The organism is Bacillus sp. G402, from assembly GCF_051172515.1.
In the GTDB taxonomy this organism is placed as follows: Bacteria; Bacillota; Bacilli; order Bacillales; family Bacillaceae; genus Bacillus; species Bacillus altitudinis.
In genome coordinates, this window is the sequence record NZ_JBPIZC010000001.1 from 886,871 (window position 1) to 905,573 (window position 18,703).

The window sequence follows — 18,703 nt, forward strand, 5'->3', positions numbered from 1 at the left end:
TAGTTTACATAATAATTTTATTGTATATTTAAAAAGAACGCCCTTTAAGGGCGCTCTTCATTTTTCACATTAGAACAAAGAAAGCTGGTTTTGATCAGGAAGTGCTTCTAAGCAGCCTTGACGATCCAAATACTCAAGGATGGTCTTAGACACTTTTCCTCGTTTTTGTAAATCTTCTTTTGAAAGGAATTCGCCATCTTGGCGTGCGCGTACAATATTTAACGCAACGTTTGTTCCGAGTCCAGGGATGGAGTTGAATGGCGGGATTAGCCCGTCTCCATCAATGATAAACTCAGTGGCACTTGATCGGTATAGGTCTACTTTTTTAAAGTGATAGCCTCTTTCACACATTTCAAGTGCAAGCTCTAGTACAGTTAATAGGTTCTTCTCTTTCGGTGATGCATCAAGACCTTTTGAGTTAATATCGTCCATGACCGCTCGAATCGCATTCGATCCTTTTGTCATCGTTTCGATATCAAAATCATCAGCACGAACGGTAAAATAAGCCGCATAGTACAGAAGTGCATGGTGCACCTTGAAATAAGCAATCCGAACAGCCATTAATACATAAGCAGCCGCATGGGCTTTAGGGAACATGTATTTAATCTTTTTACAAGAATCAATGTACCAGTTCGGTACGTTATTATTCTTCATCTCCTCTTCCCATTCAGGAGGAAGTCCCTTCCCTTTACGAACAGATTCCATAATTTTAAAGGCAAGTGACGGCTCTAACCCTTGATAAATCAGATAGACCATAATATCATCACGACATCCAATCACTTCGCTTAGTTCACACGTTTTATTATGAATCAGCTCTTGGGCGTTGCCGAGCCATACATCTGTACCGTGAGATAGACCAGAGATTTGAACAAGCTCCGAGAAGGTGGTCGGTTTTGTATCTTCAAGCATCTGACGAACAAACCTTGTGCCAAACTCTGGAATCCCAAGTGTTCCCGTTTTACATCCAATTTGTTCTTCTGTGACACCGAGAGGTTCCGTTCCTTGGAAGATTTTCATGACCTCAGGATCATCTGTCGGAATCGTTTTTGGGTCAATTCCGCTCAAGTCCTGTAGCATCCGAATGACCGTTGGATCATCGTGTCCAAGAATATCTAGTTTCAGCAAGTTATCATGGATTGAATGGAAATCAAAATGCGTCGTTTTCCAATCAGAACCTGTCGCATCTGCTGGATATTGAATTGGTGAGAAATCGTAAATGTCCATATAATCCGGCACGACGATAATACCGCCTGGATGTTGACCCGTTGTCCGTTTGACCCCCGTACAGCCCTGTACGAGCCGGTCAATTTCAGCACCTCTCATATGAAGGTTATGATCTCCTGCGTAGCCTTTCACATAACCATATGCCGTTTTTTCTGCAACGGTACCGATTGTACCTGCGCGGTATACATACTCTTCACCAAACAGCTCTTTCGTATAGTTATGGGCAATCGGCTGATATTCTCCTGAGAAGTTCAAGTCGATATCGGGCACTTTATCTCCTTTAAAACCTAAGAACGTTTCAAACGGAATATCGTGTCCGTCTTTTTTATAAGGCGTCCCGCATTCAGGACAGTCTTTATCAGGAAGGTCAAATCCTGAGCCAACCGATCCATCATTAAAGAACTCAGAGTGCTTGCAACTTGGACATACATAGTGCGGCGCAAGCGGGTTCACTTCTGTAATCTCTGTTAATGTCGCAACGAGAGATGAACCAACTGATCCCCTTGAACCAACTAGATATCCATCATCAAGTGATTTCTTAACAAGCTTATGAGAAATTAAATAAATAACAGCGAAACCGTGACCAATAATACTCTTTAATTCTTTCTCGATCCGGTCTTCTACAATTTTCGGTAAATCGTCACCGTAGATGCTGCGAGCCATGTTATAGCTCATTTCCCGAATTTCTTCATCTGCACCTTCGATTTTTGGTGTATAAAGATCGTCTTTGATTGGTTTAATACTTTCAACCATCTCAGATACTTTTTGCGTATTCGTCACGACAATCTCTTTCGCCTTCTCGTCTCCAAGAAAAGAGAAGGCTTCTAGCATTTCATCAGTTGTTCTAAAGTGAACTTTTGGCAGTTCATGACGATTGAGTGGATTCGCCCCGCCTTGTGATGAAATTAAGATTTTGCGATAAATTTTGTCTTCTGGATGCAGGTAGTGCACATTTCCAGTCGCCACGACTGGTTTATTCAGTTTTTCACCAAGTTTTACAATGTTTGTGATGATCTCTTTTAATGCACGTTCATCCCGAACAAGCTCCAGCTGGAGTAAATGCTGATACACTTCTGGCGGATGAACTTCTAAATAGTCGTAAAATGCGGCAATGTCTTCTACCTCATCAGGTGACTTCTGCATCATCCCTTCAAACACTTCACCCTTATCACAAGCAGACCCAACAATTAATCCTTCTCGATATTTCTCAAGCTGTGAGCGCGGGATACGCGGCACGCGGTAGAAATAATGAATATGGGAAAGTGAAACAAGCTTAAATAAATTCTTTAGACCCGTCTCATTTTGTGCAATCACGGTTGCATGGTAAGGACGTGAGCGCTGATACGCATTGGACTGCCCCATGTTTTCATTTAATTGATCGTGGTAAGCAATCTCTTTTTCAGCCGCATCTTTAAGCATCTTCAGCATGAGGTAACCAGTTGCTTCTGCATCATAAATCGCCCGGTGATGCTGCGTGAGTTCAATATCGAACTTTTTACACAGCGTGTTCAGCCGGTGATTTTTAAATTCTGGATAAAGGAATCGGCCAAGTTCTAGTGTATCAATGACAGGGTTTGACGCTTTATCTGTTTTTAACAGTCGCTTATATGCTGCATTTAAAAAGCCCATATCAAAGCTCGCATTGTGAGCAACAAGGATATCTTGTCCAATCCACTCTTTGAAATCCCGAACAACATCGACCACATCTGGTGCATCTCTCACCATGTCATCCGTGATACCGGTTAGTTCAATGGTTGTCGCTGATAACGGATGATGAGGGTTTGCAAATGCCTCAAAGCGGTCAATGATTTCCCCGTCTTTGATTTTCACGGCTGCAAGCTCAATGATCGTATCATACACAGCAGAGAGTCCTGTTGTCTCAACATCAAATACGACAAACGTCGCATCTTCTAACAAGCGGTGCTCTGGATTATACGCAATCGGTACCCCGTCATCGACTAAATTGATTTCCACCCCGTACATCATTTTGATGCCATGCTTTTTACTTGCTGCATACGCATCTGGAAAGGATTGTACAACGGCGTGATCTGTCAGGGCAATGGCCTCATGCCCCCATTTTTTTGCTTGTTCAACAAGTTTACCGATGCCAGTGACAGCATCCATCTGGCTCATTGGCGAATGCAAATGAAGCTCAACACGCTTTTCTCCCTCAGGTGCAGTATCTTCTTTCAGCTGAGGTTTCATTTCATTGACGTCATTTGCGATCATGACAAGATCTCTCACAAACGTATCGTTTTGAATGCTTCCTCTTGCTTTGACCCACATCCCTTTTTTCAAGGATTTCATGAGCTGAGCATCTTCTTTTTCTCTCGCAAACATTTTGATCAAAATACTATTCGTATAATCGGTAATTTTAAAGATACAAAGGGTTCTGCCGCTTTTTAGTTCGCGCGTTTCTGCATCAAACACGTATCCTTGGACGGTGATTCGTCTTTCTTCGTCCATAATACTATCAAGCGTACGTATTTCTTCATTGTCTTTGATTTGATAGCCAATCATCAGAGGGCCAGAAGGGGCTTCCTCTTGATCCTCACTTTCCTTCTTCTCCATCTCAACAAGGGCTTGCATGGCTCTTTCTTGATCTTCAGCAAGTTTTTGTTCTCTGAACTTCTGAATCTCTTGATCTGATACAAAAATTTCTGTATCAAATTGAAGTTCTGGAAAACCGACTTGTTTAAATGCAGCCTGAAGCATTGGGCTATATTTCTTCTTGATGGCCAGAGCCTCAGTTTCGCTTTTTGTTTTGATGATGATCTTATGTCCAGACAGCGCTGGTTTTTGCTGTTGAAGCAAGCTGATGATTGGGGGAGAAATCCCTTGAAGCTCCTCCACACAATGGGACCAATACGATTGAACGAGCTCTTCAGATATGTGCGGATCATTGACTTCAATTGTACAAGTGACTTGTGCGATATGAGAAAATGCATTTGTCAGCCTGCTTAAAAACATTGCATATACTTGGTAAGGCAAAAGCGCCTTAAATTTAAAATGGAAATGCCACGTTTTTGCCGCCTTATGCACCGTCAATTTGACGATCTCGCCTTCTTCAAAGTAACGGCTGAGGTCATCATCTGTCATTTGAATCTGATTGAGTAATATATGAAATTGCCGCCGGGTAATCGGTAATTGTTCATCCAAGACAGGACCCTCCTTTTGCAAATCAGAAAGGTACCTCTTTTTTGCAGGAGGTACCTTCATTTTTTTGTTCGTTTTTTATGCTTGGCGTATAAATGAAATCAGTTCATCAACAGATACTTCGTGTGATTCACCTGATTTTCTGAATTTCACTTCGACAATACCTTCTTCTGAACGTTTCCCGCAGCTAATGCGAATTGGCAGTCCAATTAAGTCACTGTCGGCAAATTTGACGCCTGCACGCTCTTGGCGGTCATCGAAAAGGACTTCATAGCCCTCTTCCTGTAAACGCTCATACAGCGTTTCAGCCAGTTCCTTTTGTGCATCGTTTTTCATATTTAAGGCAAGTAGATGAAGATCATATGGCGCAACTGTTTCTGGCCAAATAATCCCCTTGTCATCATGATGTTGTTCAACAATCGCAGAAAGGGTTCTAGAAATTCCGATGCCATAGCAGCCCATGATCATTGGCTGCGCACGTCCATTTTCATCGAGGTATGTTGCATCCATTGCCTCTGAATAACGCGTGCCTAGCTTAAAGACTTGTCCTACTTCAATTCCTTTTGCGAACTGGATAATGCCTTCTCCATCTGGAGAAACGTCCCCTTCTTGAATCAAGCGAAGATCTGTATATTCCTTCACTGACAGATCACGAGCAGGATTAACATTGACATAGTGATAATCCGATTCATTTGCACCTGCAACTGCATTTGTCATTCCTTTTACAGCGTGGTCTGCATAAATCGTTACTTCCGCTTCAAGCTTCACTGGTCCAACAAATCCTGGTTCTGTTCCAATCACGTCTAGTACTTCCTCACGTGAAGCAAGCTCTACAAGCTGTGCTCCAACTAAGTTTTTCACTTTCACATCATTTACTTCATGATCGCCTCTTGTCAGGACAAGTACATACGCATCGTCCGCTTTAAACAAGACAGATTTGATACATGTAGAAGGAGCCACTTCTAAGAATGACGCAACATCTTGTATTGTCTTCACCTGCGGCGTGTGTACTTTCTTGAGTTCTTTGAAGTCCGCAGGGTTTGCTTCTTCTCCGTGATACACAGCCTCAGCCATTTCAATGTTCGCAGCGTAGGAAGATGTGTCAGAGTATGCGATTGTATCTTCTCCTACTTCTGAAAGTGCCATAAACTCATGTGTATCTTTTCCTCCCATTGCCCCAGAATCGGCAATGACGGGTCTAAAGTTAAGACCTACTTTTGAAAAGACATTCGAGTAAGCTGTAAACATCTTGTTGTATGTGTCATCAAGGCTCTCTGGTGAAGAGTGGAATGAATAGGCGTCCTTCATAATAAATTCACGTCCGCGCAATAACCCAAAGCGAGGTCTTTGTTCATCACGGAATTTAGATTGGATTTGATACAGTGTCAAAGGAAGCTTTTTATACGATTTGACTTCACTGCGTACGAGTGATGTGATCACTTCTTCGTGTGTTGGGCCAAGTGCAAACTCGCGGCCGTGGCGATCTTTCATACGCATGAGTTCTGGACCGTATGTATACCATCTTCCTGACTCTTGCCACATTTCTGCTTGCTGCAGCACTGGCATTAACAGCTCAGCTGCTCCCGCCTTTTCCATTTCCTTGCGAACAATGGCTTGAATGTGCTGAATCACTTTATGTGCTAGCGGCAAATAATGATAGATACCGCTCGTGTTTTGTCTAATAAATCCAGCTCTTACTAATAGCTGATGACTTTTTGCCTCAGCATCTGCCGGCACCTCTCGAAGAGTTGGAATGAAAGTCAGGGATTGTCTCATGTCGTTACACCTCATTTAAGAAATAGGACTTCTCACAAAAACTCTTGTTTCCCATAATGAGAAACAAGAGACAATGGTTTTTATAAAAATAATCGCTGGATGTCATTCCATGTCACTACTAGCATTAATAGCATGAGGAACGCAACACCAATGAAGACAACAAGTGCCTCTTTCTCACGATTAATTGGTTTGCCGCGAATGGCTTCAACGAATAGGAAAAGTAATCTTCCTCCGTCTAATGCAGGAATCGGTAATAAATTCACGATCCCTAAGTTGATACTAAGAAACGCAGCAAACTGCATTAATGTTAACACACCTTGTTTCGCTACTTCTCCTGTCATGTCATATATTCCAACAGGACCTGCAAGCATATCTAATGAAAATTGTCCTGTGACAATCTTTTGCAAGTTCGTTAAGATGAGACCTGCTGTAGATATCACTGTAGTGCCTGAGGATGAAATGACTTTGAGAAAGCCATTTTCCGTTGGCGGATAAGAGCCAAAACGGCCAATGGTTTTTCCTTCTGCCTTCACAGCTTCCGGTACAACTTGAATGGTGCTTTCTTTGCCATCTCGATCAATGACGACATTCATTTTTTTATCTGGGTTCTTTTGAACCGTTTGAACAACATCTGTCCAAGAATTCATTTTATCCCCGTTAATTGAAACGATATGATCTCCCTGCATAAGCCCAGCTTGCGCTGCCCGGCCGTCTTTTGTCAGCTTACCAAGTACAGGATCATCCACAGTTACACCTTGAATAAATCCTAGAGCCACTAGAATCAAATATGCCAGGATAAAGTTCATAATCGGTCCAGCTGCAATGGCTTTAATACGCTGCCATACTGTTTTTGAACCAAACTGACGGTTGTATGGCGCAATTTGAATTTCTTCACCATCTGCAATATAGAAGCTTGTTTGGCTTACATTGTAGCCAGTGAGAATGTCTTCATTTCCAGCCTCATATCCTGAAATTCTCATCGCATGATCTAAATCAATTTGTTCAACTTCAATGACAAGTGCATCAGGATATTTCTCTTTATCATTTAAAATGATTTTTTCTACTTCATTTTGCTCATTGAATAAGAGCCCCACTGTATGACCTGGTTTAATTTCAATGACTTCAGGGTCTTCTCCAGCCATTTTAACAAATCCGCCGATTGGCAGAAGTCTGATGGTATAGACGGTTTCTTTTCGTTTAAAGGAGAAAATCTTCGGTCCAAAACCAATTGCGAACTCGCGGCATAAAATGCCTGCGCGCTGCGCCATAATTAAATGGCCAAGCTCGTGGAAAAAAACGAGCGTTCCAAAAATAATAATAAACGCAATCACTGTATTCACGAACATACCACCTTATGCGAGGATTGATTGAACAAAGTCTCGTGTATCTTTGTCCACTTCATGGATATCTTGCAAACTAGGCGTTGAAATCACATGATGTCTGTTCAGTGCCTTTTCAATCAATTCTTCAATTTGCAGGAACGTTACTTTGCCTTTTAAAAATGCATCAACAGCTATTTCATTAGCTGCATTAAGCACAGTAGGCATTGTCCCTCCTATTTTACCTGATTCATAAGCAAAATGTAAGCAGCGATACCTGTCAAAATCCGCTTTTTGGAAATTTAATTGTCCAATCTCCCAAAGGTTTAATGATTTCGCTTCTTTTAATGGCGCTCTATCAGGGTAAGTGAGCGCGTATTGAATCGGAACCCTCATGTCAGGTGTACCTAACTGAGCCATGACACTTTTGTCATGGAATTCCACCATGGAATGGATGATGCTCTCTTTATGTAACAGCACATCAATTTGATCGTATGGGGTATCAAACAGCCAATGCGCCTCAATCACCTCAAGCCCCTTATTCATCATGGTCGCTGAATCAATCGTGATTTTTGCGCCCATGGACCAGTTTGGATGATTCAGCGCTTCTTCAACCGTGACACCTTCAAGCTCCGTGCGTTTTTTATCTCGGAAACTGCCGCCTGAAGCTGTGACGATTAAGCGTTCAATGTTTTTAGCTTGTTCACCTTGCAGGGATTGAAAAATAGCGGAGTGTTCACTATCGACAGGAAGTAAAGGCACGTCATACTTTTTGGCGTACTCTTTTACTATATGACCAGCTGTCACAAGTGTTTCCTTATTTGCAAGTGCGATCGTCTTTTTTTGTTCAATGGCTTTTAATGTCGGCACAAGTCCGACACTTCCTACCAGTGCATTGACCACAACATCCACTGCATCATAGGTCGCTGCTTCGATGTTCGCTTCATCACCCGCAGCCATTTTGACATCGTATTGAAATGAATGACCTTTTAACGTGCGATAGGTCGCTTCGTCTACACATCCAACAAATTCAGGCTGAAATTGTTCAATGATAGGGATGGCCTTGTCTATATTTCTGCCAAACGTCATCGCTTTCAACTTGAATTTGTCTGGATGCTGCCTGATCACATCTAATGTTTGTTCTCCAATTGATCCTGTTGCGCCTAATAGCGAAATATATTTCAAATTGCCACTCCTTCTCTCGTTCAATTAGTTTCTATGAGGTTAGCTAGCAAACGTGGCCAGCAATAAATATAAAAACGGCAGAACGAATAAAAAGCTGTCAAACCTGTCCAAAATTCCGCCATGACCTGGGAGTATTGTCCCTGAATCCTTCACATGGTAATGACGCTTTAAAGCAGATTCCACAAGGTCGCCAAGCTGTCCAAAAATACTGAGCAAAAGAGTAATAAACATAACAAGCAGATATGATGGCAAAAATCCTGTAACCGCCTGGAACACAAGTGACAGCACGACCGCTGTGACGATTCCGCCGATAAATCCTTCTACTGTTTTGTTTGGGCTGATCTCTGGCCAAAGCTTTCGTTTCCCCATAGATTTCCCAATAAAATAGGCACCTGAGTCAGTGGACCAAATAATCACCGCTGCGAAGAAGATCGCACTCATGCCATACAAGCCTCTAATTTGAATAAAATAATAGAAACTAACGCCAATATATAATGTGGCTAATATAACAAAAGCAACCTCATCGAATGTGAAAGAGTTTTTACTCAGAACTGTATAAGTTAAAAGGATTAAGACTGCAAATAAAGCAATCTGCATTTTTGATGCGTCTACGTTCGGGAAGAAGCTATTTTCTCCGCCCATTAAAAGCCAAAGCAATATTAAGCTGACAATGCCAGGAAAGCTGAAAATCGAAATCTTTTTCATTCTAAGAAGCTCAAAGAGAGCGACACTTCCCATTAAATAAATCAGCAGGGTAAATGGCATTTGTCCATAAATCACTGCAAGTAAAAACACTGCAGCTGCCAGAACACCCGTCAAAATTCTTTGTTTCATCTGCACCACCCTCTAAATTCCACCGAACCTCCGGCCGCGGCGCTGGTACTCTCCGATAGCGCCTATGAGATGCTCATCAGAAAAGTCAGGCCAAAGCACATCCGTAAAGACAAACTCGCTGTATGCAATTTGCCAAAGCATAAAGTTGCTTAATCTAATTTCTCCACTCGTACGAATAAGCAAATCCGGATCTTGAAGAGATTCTGTCATTAAATAAGCTGAAAACATCTCTTCTGTGATGTCTTCTGCTCGAAGCTTGCCTTCTTTGACTTTTTCAGAAATTTGTCTGCATGCAGAAATAATTTCTGTCCGTCCTCCATAATTGAGCGCAAAATTTAAAATGAGTCCGTCATTATTCGCCGTACTCTTCACTGCGTTCTCTACCGCTTTTTTCGTATGCTGCGGGAGGCCGTCTGGATCACCTGTTAAACGTACACGGACATTTTCCTCGATGAGTTCAGGCAGATAGATGTTTAGAAACTCTTCAGGAAGCTTCATTAAAAAGTCTACTTCTAGTTTTGGACGTTTCCAATTTTCTGTAGAGAAAGCATACAAAGTCAGCACTTTGACATTCAGCTCATTTGCAAGCTTGGTCATGCGCTTGACAACTTTCATTCCTTCATGATGTCCTGCTACCCGTGGAAGCGCACGTTTCTTCGCCCATCTTCCATTCCCATCCATGATAATGGCGATATGTTCAGGAATTTCTCCATTTAATATGTCTTCTTTTGTCAGGCTTTCTAAGTTGGAAGCTGCTGTTTGCTGATTCTTCCAATTTTTGAGTATATTGAGCATGAGATTCCTCCATCACCCAAAAAGGTTGCGTTCCCGCTAATAATATAGTCCTCAACAGTATTAACAAAAAAACCCCCTGTAAACATGAAGAGGGTCTTTTCACTATTATCTATTGTACATAGTTTTTTCTTAAACTTCCATGATTTCTTTTTCTTTATCTTTTGTCACTTCATCAATTTTAGCGACATATTCATCTGTCAATTTTTGAACATCCTCTGTAGATGATCTTAATTCATCTTCAGTGATCTCCCCATTTTTCTCTAGTTTTTTCAATTCATCGTTTGCATCACGACGAACGTTACGAACAGCTACTTTTGCTTCTTCTGAGTATTTTCTCACAACTTTTACAAGTTCTTTACGTCTTTCTTCTGTTAGTGCTGGGATCGCAATACGGATCACGTTTCCGTCACTTGTTGGTGTGATACCAAGATCAGACTTTTGGATCGCCTTTTCGATATCACCGATCGCTGTTTTATCGTAAGGTGTGATAATCAGCATACGTGCTTCTGGCACTGTAATTGACGCAATTTGGTTTAGTGGTGTTTGCGCACCATAATAATCCACTGTTACTTTGTCTAAAAGGGAAGCATTAGCTCTGCCCGCACGGACAGTTGCTAGTTCACGTCCGTATGCTTGAACGGCTTTTTCCATTTTTTCTTTTGTTTGGTTCAACACTTCTTTTGACACGTTATTTCCCCCTCACAATCGTTCCGATTGATTCGCCATTGACGGCACGTTTAATATTTCCTTCTTCCATAATAGAGAAGACGATTAATGGAATGTCATTGTCCATACATAATGAGGACGCAGTAGAATCCATTACAGCAAGCCCTTCTTTTAGTACATCAAGATATGAAAGCTTATCATATTTTACTGCATCCGCATCTGTACGAGGATCAGCACTGTAGACACCGTCTACATTGTTTTTCGCCATTAAAATGACATCTGCTTCAATTTCAGCTGCACGAAGTGCTGCTGTTGTATCAGTAGAGAAATAAGGGTTACCAGTACCTGCAGCAAAAATCACGACACGTTTCTTCTCAAGGTGACGGATCGCTTTTCTTCTTATGTATGGCTCTGCAACCTGTCTCATTTCGATAGAGGTTTGTACTCTAGACTGAATGCCAAGCGTTTCTAGGCTGTCTTGTAATGCCAATGAATTCATCACTGTTGCAAGCATTCCCATATAGTCTGCTGTTGCCCGGTCCATTCCTAAGTCACTGCCTGTCTTACCACGCCAAAGGTTTCCTCCGCCTACAACGACTGCAACTTCAACATCAAGCTCTGCAATTTCTTTTACTTGCTTTGCAATTGAATGAATGACAGTTGGGTTAATTCCATTTCCAGCATCACCAGCTAGTGCTTCTCCACTTAGCTTCAGTACAATGCGATTATATTTCGGTTTGCTCATGATAACCTCCAAGTGTAAACTATACCGTCTCTTATTATGCGTAAGAAACCGCCTTTTGTAAATCAATATCCTCTAAAAAATAGGGAACACAGTGCTTGTGCTCCCTAAAAAAGCCCCAGAGAGCTTTTCAAACATTATTTTTTCACTTGGCTCATAACTTCTTCAGCAAAGTTGTCTTGACGCTTTTCGATACCTTCGCCCACTTCATAGCGAACATAAGTTTGAACAGTTGCATTTTTCGCACCTACAACTTGTTTCACTTTTTCATCTGGGTTTTTAACGAATGCTTGGTCAAGTAAGCAAATTTCTTCGAAGAATTTGTTTAGACGGCCTTCTACCATTTTAGCAACGATATTTTCAGGCTTTCCTTCTTGAAGCGCTTGTTGTGTTAATACTTCACGCTCACGGTTTGCTTCTTCTTCAGACACTTGGTCACGAGAAATGTATTTAGGGTTTACAGCAGCAACGTGCATTGCGATGTCTCTCGCAAGCTCTTCATCAGTTGTTCCGTTAAGAACCGCTAATACACCGATGCGTCCGCCCATGTGTAAGTAAGAACCGAATGCAGCGTTATCTTCTTTTGTGATGACTGAGAAACGGCGCAGCGTAATTTTTTCTCCGATTTTCGCAATTGCAGAAGTAATATGTTCTTCAACTGTTGAACCATTTTCCATTTTAGAAGCATGTGCTTCTTCAATTGTTGCAGGTTTCGCAGCAAGTAAATGATCAGCAAGTTCGTTAAGAAGATTTTGGAATCCTTCGTTTTTCGCAACGAAATCAGTCTCAGAGTTCACTTCTAGGATAACACCAGTGTTGCCGTCAGTTTTAATAAGAGTTAATCCTTCTGCCGCAATACGGTCTGCTTTTTTCGCAGCTTTTGCGATCCCTTTTTCTCTTAGAAGATCGATTGCTTTGTCGATGTCACCATCAGTTTCTGTTAACGCTTTTTTACAGTCCATCATACCTGCACCAGTTTTTTGACGCAGTTCTTTTACTAATTGAGCAGTAATTGCCATTTTACATTTCCTCCTTCTATGTTAAAACACGGATTACTAGGTGAAAAAAAGGTGATAAAAGGCAGTTCCCTCTTATCACCTTTTGAATAGGTTACGCAGTTGTTGTTTCAGTTTCTGTCGTTTCTTCTACAACAGCTTCTTCTTCGCCTTGTTTAGACTCAAGAATCGCATCTGCCATTTTAGCAGTTAGAAGTTTTACAGCACGGATTGCATCATCGTTTGCAGGGATCACAACATCAATTTCGTCTGGATCACAGTTTGTGTCAACGATACCGATAATTGGGATATTCAATTTACGAGCTTCTGCAACTGCAATACGCTCTTTACGAGGGTCGATAATGAAAAGTGCATCTGGAAGACCCTTCATGTCTTTGATTCCGCCTAGGAATTTTTCAAGACGTTCTAATTCTTTTTTCAGTTGAACGACTTCTTTCTTAGGAAGAACTTCGAACGTACCGTTTTCTTGCATTTTTTCGATATCTTTTAAACGTTTGATACGTTTTTGGATTGTTTCAAAGTTTGTTAACGTTCCACCAAGCCAGCGTTGGTTTACATAGTACATACCAGAACGGATTGCTTCTTCTTTCACTGAATCTTGTGCTTGCTTTTTCGTACCAACGAAAAGGATTTTTCCTCCGTCAGCAGCAAGGTTTTTCGTGAAGTTGTAAGCTTCCTCTACTTTTTTCACCGTTTTTTGAAGATCGATGATGTAGATACCGTTACGCTCTGTAAAGATGTAACGCTTCATTTTTGGGTTCCAACGGCGTGTTTGGTGACCGAAGTGAACACCAGCTTCTAGCAATTGTTTCATAGAAATAACTGACATGTTGTTGCCTCCTAATATAATGGTTTTTTTTCCTCCGCTTAAGTCATGTTCACATAAAACTGCGCCACGGCAGCACCTTCATACGAATCATTAAGCGTGTGTATTTAACACCAAGAAATAATATAACACATGATGGACTGACAATCAAGAATCCTTTACAGCTTTCCGCTAAATTTTAATAAAAGCTCGATTTCTGTCTTGCCCGTTTTTAATTCTTTCGCTATTTCTTCTAATGATAGCCCTTGATCATATAAGGCCTTTACTTGATCCTCAAATGTTTCTTCTATTTCACTTTCAGAAGGCGCAGAAGCTTCTGTTTCGAGACTTGAAACGGGTTCGTTTACCTTCTCTTCCTGCACCTCAACTTCGCTAAGGAGAGCCGACAGGTGCTCTGGAACTGGATCTTCACTTTCTACCGATTGCAGGGATTCAATTGGTGGTTGTGGCTGCTTTGGTGTCTGAAGATCCGATTTCAGCTCTTCAGCAGAAAAATCAGGGGAAGTGGCTGCAGCTTTTGATAGTTTTTCATTCTCTTCTTTGACTTCCATCAAAAATGCAGCCAGGGTATTTTCCGTTTCTTCTAAAAGCTCTCGCTGCTTTTGTTCTGTTGCCTTCAGCGAATTCATTCTCGTGTATAAAATGATCACAAAATAAATAAGTGCAGCATGGAGCATAAAGCTAATCAGCCATAGCATATTTTTTCACTCACTAACTCTTTAAGATTGAATGGCTTTATCAAGCAGATGCTTAAGCTTGAACAATGCCTTTGAATGAATTTGCGAAATGCGGGAGGTCGATAAATTAAGCACTTGACCAATTTCCGTTAACGTCAATTCCTCTTTATAGAAAAGACTAATCACGAGTTTTTCTTTTTCCGAAAGCTCTGTCATTTTTTCGGCAAGCTGTTCAATTAATTCATCTTTCAGCATTTTTTCTTCAGGTGTCACAGTCTTTTCGTCGCGAATCATGACTTGAACGTTTTCTCCGTCTTCTTGATCATGCAGCTTCTCATCAATCGAGAGCAAATTCGCAAAGAACCCTTCATTCATCGTTGTGACCACATCTTGTTCACTCATGCCGAGTTCTTCAGCAACCTCTGTTGGTGTCACATTTCGCAAATATCGCTGTTCAAGCTTTTCAATTGCCGCTTCTACTTTTTTTGTTTTTTCTCTTGATGTACGAGGCAGCCAGTCCTCTTTACGAAGACCGTCGATGATGGCCCCGCGAATTCTGAAGGATGCATATGTATCAAACTTCAGATCTCTTCCGGGGTCAAATTTTTCAAGGGCATCATATAAACCGAGCATCCCTAGACTGATCAAGTCTTCTTTGTGCACTGACTTCGGGAGACCGATGGAAATTCTTCCAACATGATATGTGACGAGCGGCATATAGCGGCGCATAAGATCATCTCCAGCAGCTGGGTCCTTCCACTCTTTCCATCTAGCCCATAGCGCCTGATCTTCGTAATTTAAGGATTGCATCTTTCTCCCCCTATACTTCCTTAGTTATATCTTCATAATGCCTTGTTTCACAGTGCGGATCTCAAGTTCTGTTGTAAGCGGATCGAATTCAATCGTGCGTCCATTGCTTCCGCCCGTGTCCTCACTAATGATCGGGATATGATGAAGAGACAGATGTTCTTTCACAGCTGATACATTTCTAGGTCCAATTCTCATCAGATCATTGGTTGACTTAAATTTAAACATTTCTGCGCCGCCAGCAAGCTTCGCTTTTAGCGCATGTTTGCGCGCTCCTTCTTTTAAGAGCAGATCAATTGTATGCTTGACACCTGTATCTGCATACTTAGCCAAGTTCTCTACCGCTCCTTTTGAAAGAGAGGAGTCTGGAAGCATGACATGGACAAGTCCTGCCAGTTTTTTTTCTTGGTCAAAAAGGACAAGTCCTACGCAAGAACCAAGACCGGATGTCCGAATACGGTCCGGTGTTTTCACAAGCTGAACATCCGCTATACCAACCTTTACAACTGCCGGAATCTGCACGTTCATTATAGGTTACCTAATGCTTTGAACAGTTTTTCAAACGATTCAAAGTCTGGTAATAGAAACATATTTCCTTTCAGCTCTTGCTTATTTTGATCATCAAAAATCGATGTATCAATCACAATTGCCTGATCGCCGAGAGGACTAAACTGCATTAACCCTTCACTAATGACAGCCCCGAACATATCGAGCGTGACATCTGGAACACTTGGGTGAAGCTGCAGTTTTGTTAAATCGGCAAGTGCTGATAAATAAGAACCTGCTAAAATATTTCCTAGCTCATGAAGCGCTGATGTTCCTAGCATGTGTTCATGAATCGTATCAATATCAAATGCTGGGTCCTGAACAAGCTCCCTTACAAATTGTTCAGCTTGTTCAAACGGCATAATGAAAAAGATTGAACCGGTAAGATCACCCTCCATTCGCAAAAAGATACTGGCAACTGGAAGGTCTGCTCCACCAAAGAAATCCATTAAATCTTCAAACGAGAGAACTTTGACAAAAGGAACAGCCATATCAATTTTGCGATTCAATAGGCTGGCAAGAGCAGACGCTGCATGGCCTGCTCCGATATTCCCAACCTCACTTAATATATCTAGCTGTTCATCTTTAATTTCATTGAAAATGCTCATTTCACATCCCCCTTAATGAACAGGTGCATCTTGCACGCTCTTGTCGAGGACCGCACCAGCATGAATGATATTGAATAGACGCTGATCATGCTTAATAATTCCTGTCACCCATGACAGTCCTTCTTTTTCAGCTGAATCAGTAGAAGATTCTACCTCTTCCTGATGGACAGTAATGACATCATTTGCTTCATCAACAATCCAGCCGACTTCAATGTCACCAACTTGTACAATAATCATTCTTGTTTCGTCTGTAATCTCGTTGTCAGTTGATCCAAGTCTCACTCTAAGGTCAATGACAGGTGTCACGACACCGCGTAGATTAATGACACCGCATATATAAGGGGCAACGCCAGGAACTCTTGTCGGCTGCTGCCATTTTTCAATGGACTTTACTTCTGATACTGAAATGGCGTATTCTTTTTTGTTTACGATAAACACAATCATCTTTTCGCCAGTTTTGATATCTGTACTCATTTCAGACCGCTCCTCTATTGTTTTTTACTTAATCAGTGCATTACAGTCAACGATGAGTGCAACCTGACCGTCACCTAAGATTGTTGCGCCTGATATCGCAAATACGTTTGGTAGGTAATCTCCAAGTGATTTCAATACAACCTCTTGCTGACCGATAAACGAATCGACCACAAATGCTGTTAGCTTGTCTCCTTTACGGACAACAATAATGTGCAGTTCTTCTTCTAAATCATTCGCATTTGGTACGTTGAACTGTTTCTTCAAGTACACAACCGGTACGATAAATCCACGGAAATCAATGACTTCACGATCATGCGTTTGAAGGATGTCACTCTTCTTAATGACAGCCGTTTCTATAATAGAAGAAATCGGAATAGCAAATGTTTCTTCCTCTAGTTTCACAAGAAGTACGGAAATGATCGATAATGTGAGTGGAAGCTGAATTGAGAACAGTGAGCCTTGACCTTCTGTTGAGTTAATACTCACAGAACCACCTAATGATTCGAGCTTGTTTTTCACAACGTCAAGACCTACACCTCGGCCCGAGATATCAGAAATCGTATCAGCTGTAGAGAACCCTGCTGCAAAGATCAATGAATCAATTTGGTGATCTTCAAGCGTTTCCGCTTCTCTTTCTGTAATAACTCCGCGCTCTAATGCTTTTTCAAGGACCTTTTTACGGTTAATTCCGCCGCCATCATCTTCGACTTCAATGAAGACATGGTTTCCGCTATGATATGCTTTTAAAAGAACAGTTCCTTTTTCTGGTTTGCCTTTTTTCACACGTTCTTCTGGTGATTCAATCCCGTGATCGAGACTGTTTCTAAGTAAGTGTAAGAGCGGATCGCCAATTTCATCGATCACTGTTCGATCAAGCTCTGTCTCAGCACCTTCAATGATCAGTTCAATTTTCTTATTGAGCTCTTTCGTCAATTGACGAATCATACGTGGGAATCTGTTAAACACCGTTTCTACAGGCACCATTCTCATGTTTAAGATGATCGATTGCAGGTCGCCAGAAATACGGGACATTCTTTCCACTGTATCCGTGAGTTCGTTGTTTTCAAGTTCTTTGGCAATCTGTTCTAAACGTCCTCTATCAATGACAAGCTCTTCAAACAGGTTCATAAGTGAATCTAGACGATCGATGTTGACACGGATCGTTTTCGTTCCGCCGGCAGCTGCACCGTTATTGCCATTTGCTTTTGGCGCATCGTTTGCTGGCGCTTTAGTGGCAGGAACTGTGGCTTCTTCATTTTTCTGCTCAGGTTTCGCTGCTTTTGTTTCAGCCGGAGCCGCTTCTTCAAAGGCAGAGACTTCAGAAATCTCCACTTGTTCAACCTCTGAGATCGCTGTCACGATTTTTTTCACTTCTTCCATCGGCTGTTTCGATAAGTAAGAAATGCTGAATTCAGATTCAAAATCTTCTGATTCTAAAAGTTCTGCATTCGGAACCGTTTTGACAACTTCTCCTGCTTCGTTCAGTCTTTCAAAAATCATATAGACACGAACGGCTTTTAATAAGCATGCGTCGCTTAATGTCACGGTCAGCTCATAACATTTAAAGCCTTGTTCTCTTGCTTCATCAAGAACTGTACGCTCAAATTCGTTATAATTTAGGTCGCTTGCAGCTGATGATGCTTCAGCTGTCTCAACGGCAGATGCTGTTTCTGCATGGCTTCCTGTCACATCTAGTTTTTTACTAATCTCCGTGACATCACGTTTTCCATCCCCGCCCTCTGCAATCGATTGAACCATTGCTTCAAGGTGATCGAGTGCTTCAAACATCGTATCCATTGATTCAGGAGTGACAATCATTTGTTCGTTTCTGATGGCATCAAACATGTTTTCTAAATGATGTGTTAATTGAGCCATATCATCATAGCCCATCGTTGCACTCATGCCTTTCAGTGTATGAGCGGCTCTGAATATATCATTCACTAGCTGCAAGTCTGTTGGGTTCTTTTCTAATTCAAGAAGTTTTTCATTACAAGTTTGTAAGTGTTCTCTGCTTTCATCTAAAAAGATATCTAAGTATTGGTTTACATCCAA

Annotated in this window: 16 protein-coding genes; all 16 read right to left on the bottom strand. The window is 41.5% G+C overall.

Annotated features, from left to right (window positions below; genetic code table 11):
- Window positions 1-69: 69 nt before the first annotated feature.
- Window positions 70-4,383 (bottom strand): PolC-type DNA polymerase III, encoded by a 4,314-nt coding sequence (locus ACSBQP_RS04685; RefSeq protein ID WP_191218849.1) that lies wholly within the window; start codon window positions 4,381-4,383, stop codon window positions 70-72.
- Between the two features lie 75 nt (window positions 4,384-4,458).
- Window positions 4,459-6,156, bottom strand: coding sequence for a proline--tRNA ligase (locus ACSBQP_RS04690; protein WP_056704729.1), 1,698 nt, complete (start codon window positions 6,154-6,156; stop codon window positions 4,459-4,461).
- A gap of 80 nt (window positions 6,157-6,236) precedes the next feature.
- Complete coding sequence (gene rseP, locus ACSBQP_RS04695) at window positions 6,237-7,502, bottom strand: RIP metalloprotease RseP (protein ID WP_435028227.1); 1,266 nt, start codon at window positions 7,500-7,502, stop codon at window positions 6,237-6,239.
- Between the two features lie 6 nt (window positions 7,503-7,508).
- Window positions 7,509-8,660: a 1-deoxy-D-xylulose-5-phosphate reductoisomerase gene (dxr, locus tag ACSBQP_RS04700; protein WP_435028228.1), complete on the bottom strand. Its 1,152-nt coding sequence runs from the start codon at window positions 8,658-8,660 to the stop codon at window positions 7,509-7,511.
- A gap of 39 nt (window positions 8,661-8,699) precedes the next feature.
- Window positions 8,700-9,494, bottom strand: a complete 795-nt coding sequence (locus ACSBQP_RS04705) for a phosphatidate cytidylyltransferase (protein ID WP_007499550.1) — start codon at window positions 9,492-9,494, stop codon at window positions 8,700-8,702.
- A gap of 12 nt (window positions 9,495-9,506) precedes the next feature.
- The gene (locus tag ACSBQP_RS04710) at window positions 9,507-10,289 is read right to left on the bottom strand and encodes an isoprenyl transferase (protein WP_007499552.1); all 783 of its coding nucleotides are present in this window, start codon (window positions 10,287-10,289) and stop codon (window positions 9,507-9,509) included.
- 129 nt (window positions 10,290-10,418) lie between these two features.
- Entirely contained in the window at window positions 10,419-10,976 is a 558-nt protein-coding gene (frr, locus tag ACSBQP_RS04715) for a ribosome recycling factor (RefSeq protein WP_008344764.1), read from the bottom strand.
- A 1-nt stretch (window position 10,977) separates the two neighbouring features.
- The gene (pyrH, locus tag ACSBQP_RS04720; protein WP_003210919.1) at window positions 10,978-11,700 is read right to left on the bottom strand and encodes a UMP kinase; all 723 of its coding nucleotides are present in this window, start codon (window positions 11,698-11,700) and stop codon (window positions 10,978-10,980) included.
- Window positions 11,701-11,834: 134 nt separating this feature from the next.
- Window positions 11,835-12,716 carry a translation elongation factor Ts gene (gene tsf / locus ACSBQP_RS04725; protein ID WP_007499558.1) on the bottom strand — a complete coding sequence of 294 codons (882 nt, stop codon included), beginning with the start codon at window positions 12,714-12,716 and terminating at the stop codon, window positions 11,835-11,837.
- Between the two features lie 91 nt (window positions 12,717-12,807).
- A complete protein-coding gene (gene rpsB, locus ACSBQP_RS04730) occupies window positions 12,808-13,542 on the bottom strand; it encodes a 30S ribosomal protein S2 (RefSeq protein ID WP_025207335.1) in 735 nt (244 codons plus the stop codon).
- A 155-nt stretch (window positions 13,543-13,697) separates the two neighbouring features.
- Entirely contained in the window at window positions 13,698-14,237 is a 540-nt protein-coding gene (locus tag ACSBQP_RS04735; RefSeq protein ID WP_048001563.1) for a hypothetical protein, read from the bottom strand.
- 21 nt (window positions 14,238-14,258) lie between these two features.
- Complete coding sequence (locus ACSBQP_RS04740) at window positions 14,259-15,026, bottom strand: FliA/WhiG family RNA polymerase sigma factor (RefSeq protein ID WP_007499565.1); 768 nt, start codon at window positions 15,024-15,026, stop codon at window positions 14,259-14,261.
- Between the two features lie 24 nt (window positions 15,027-15,050).
- Window positions 15,051-15,551, bottom strand: a complete 501-nt coding sequence (locus ACSBQP_RS04745) for a chemotaxis protein CheD (RefSeq protein ID WP_236810450.1) — start codon at window positions 15,549-15,551, stop codon at window positions 15,051-15,053.
- Complete coding sequence (locus ACSBQP_RS04750) at window positions 15,551-16,177, bottom strand: chemotaxis protein CheC (protein ID WP_017367253.1); 627 nt, start codon at window positions 16,175-16,177, stop codon at window positions 15,551-15,553. The genes ACSBQP_RS04745 and ACSBQP_RS04750 overlap by 1 nt, the downstream gene beginning before the upstream one ends.
- Before the next feature lie 12 nt (window positions 16,178-16,189).
- Window positions 16,190-16,651: a chemotaxis protein CheW gene (locus tag ACSBQP_RS04755; protein WP_008344771.1), complete on the bottom strand. Its 462-nt coding sequence runs from the start codon at window positions 16,649-16,651 to the stop codon at window positions 16,190-16,192.
- Window positions 16,652-16,675: 24 nt separating this feature from the next.
- A complete protein-coding gene (locus tag ACSBQP_RS04760) occupies window positions 16,676-18,703 on the bottom strand; it encodes a chemotaxis protein CheA (RefSeq protein WP_017359080.1) in 2,028 nt (675 codons plus the stop codon).

What these genes read in the sequence shown, in the direction of transcription:
- rseP (WP_435028227.1), bottom strand. Translation starts at nt 7,502, where the DNA reads ATGTTCGTGAATACAGTGATTGCGTTTATTATTATTTTTGGAACGCTC.
- ACSBQP_RS04755 (WP_008344771.1), bottom strand. Translation starts at nt 16,651, where the DNA reads ATGAGTACAGATATCAAAACTGGCGAAAAGATGATTGTGTTTATCGTA.
- tsf (WP_007499558.1), bottom strand. Translation starts at nt 12,716, where the DNA reads ATGGCAATTACTGCTCAATTAGTAAAAGAACTGCGTCAAAAAACTGGT.
- ACSBQP_RS04750 (WP_017367253.1), bottom strand. Translation starts at nt 16,177, where the DNA reads ATGAGCATTTTCAATGAAATTAAAGATGAACAGCTAGATATATTAAGT.
- ACSBQP_RS04690 (WP_056704729.1), bottom strand. Translation starts at nt 6,156, where the DNA reads ATGAGACAATCCCTGACTTTCATTCCAACTCTTCGAGAGGTGCCGGCA.
- ACSBQP_RS04705 (WP_007499550.1), bottom strand. Translation starts at nt 9,494, where the DNA reads ATGAAACAAAGAATTTTGACGGGTGTTCTGGCAGCTGCAGTGTTTTTA.
- rpsB (WP_025207335.1), bottom strand. Translation starts at nt 13,542, where the DNA reads ATGTCAGTTATTTCTATGAAACAATTGCTAGAAGCTGGTGTTCACTTC.
- ACSBQP_RS04710 (WP_007499552.1), bottom strand. Translation starts at nt 10,289, where the DNA reads ATGCTCAATATACTCAAAAATTGGAAGAATCAGCAAACAGCAGCTTCC.
- ACSBQP_RS04740 (WP_007499565.1), bottom strand. Translation starts at nt 15,026, where the DNA reads ATGCAATCCTTAAATTACGAAGATCAGGCGCTATGGGCTAGATGGAAA.
- ACSBQP_RS04735 (WP_048001563.1), bottom strand. Translation starts at nt 14,237, where the DNA reads ATGCTATGGCTGATTAGCTTTATGCTCCATGCTGCACTTATTTATTTT.
- pyrH (WP_003210919.1), bottom strand. Translation starts at nt 11,700, where the DNA reads ATGAGCAAACCGAAATATAATCGCATTGTACTGAAGCTAAGTGGAGAA.
- ACSBQP_RS04745 (WP_236810450.1), bottom strand. Translation starts at nt 15,551, where the DNA reads ATGAACGTGCAGATTCCGGCAGTTGTAAAGGTTGGTATAGCGGATGTT.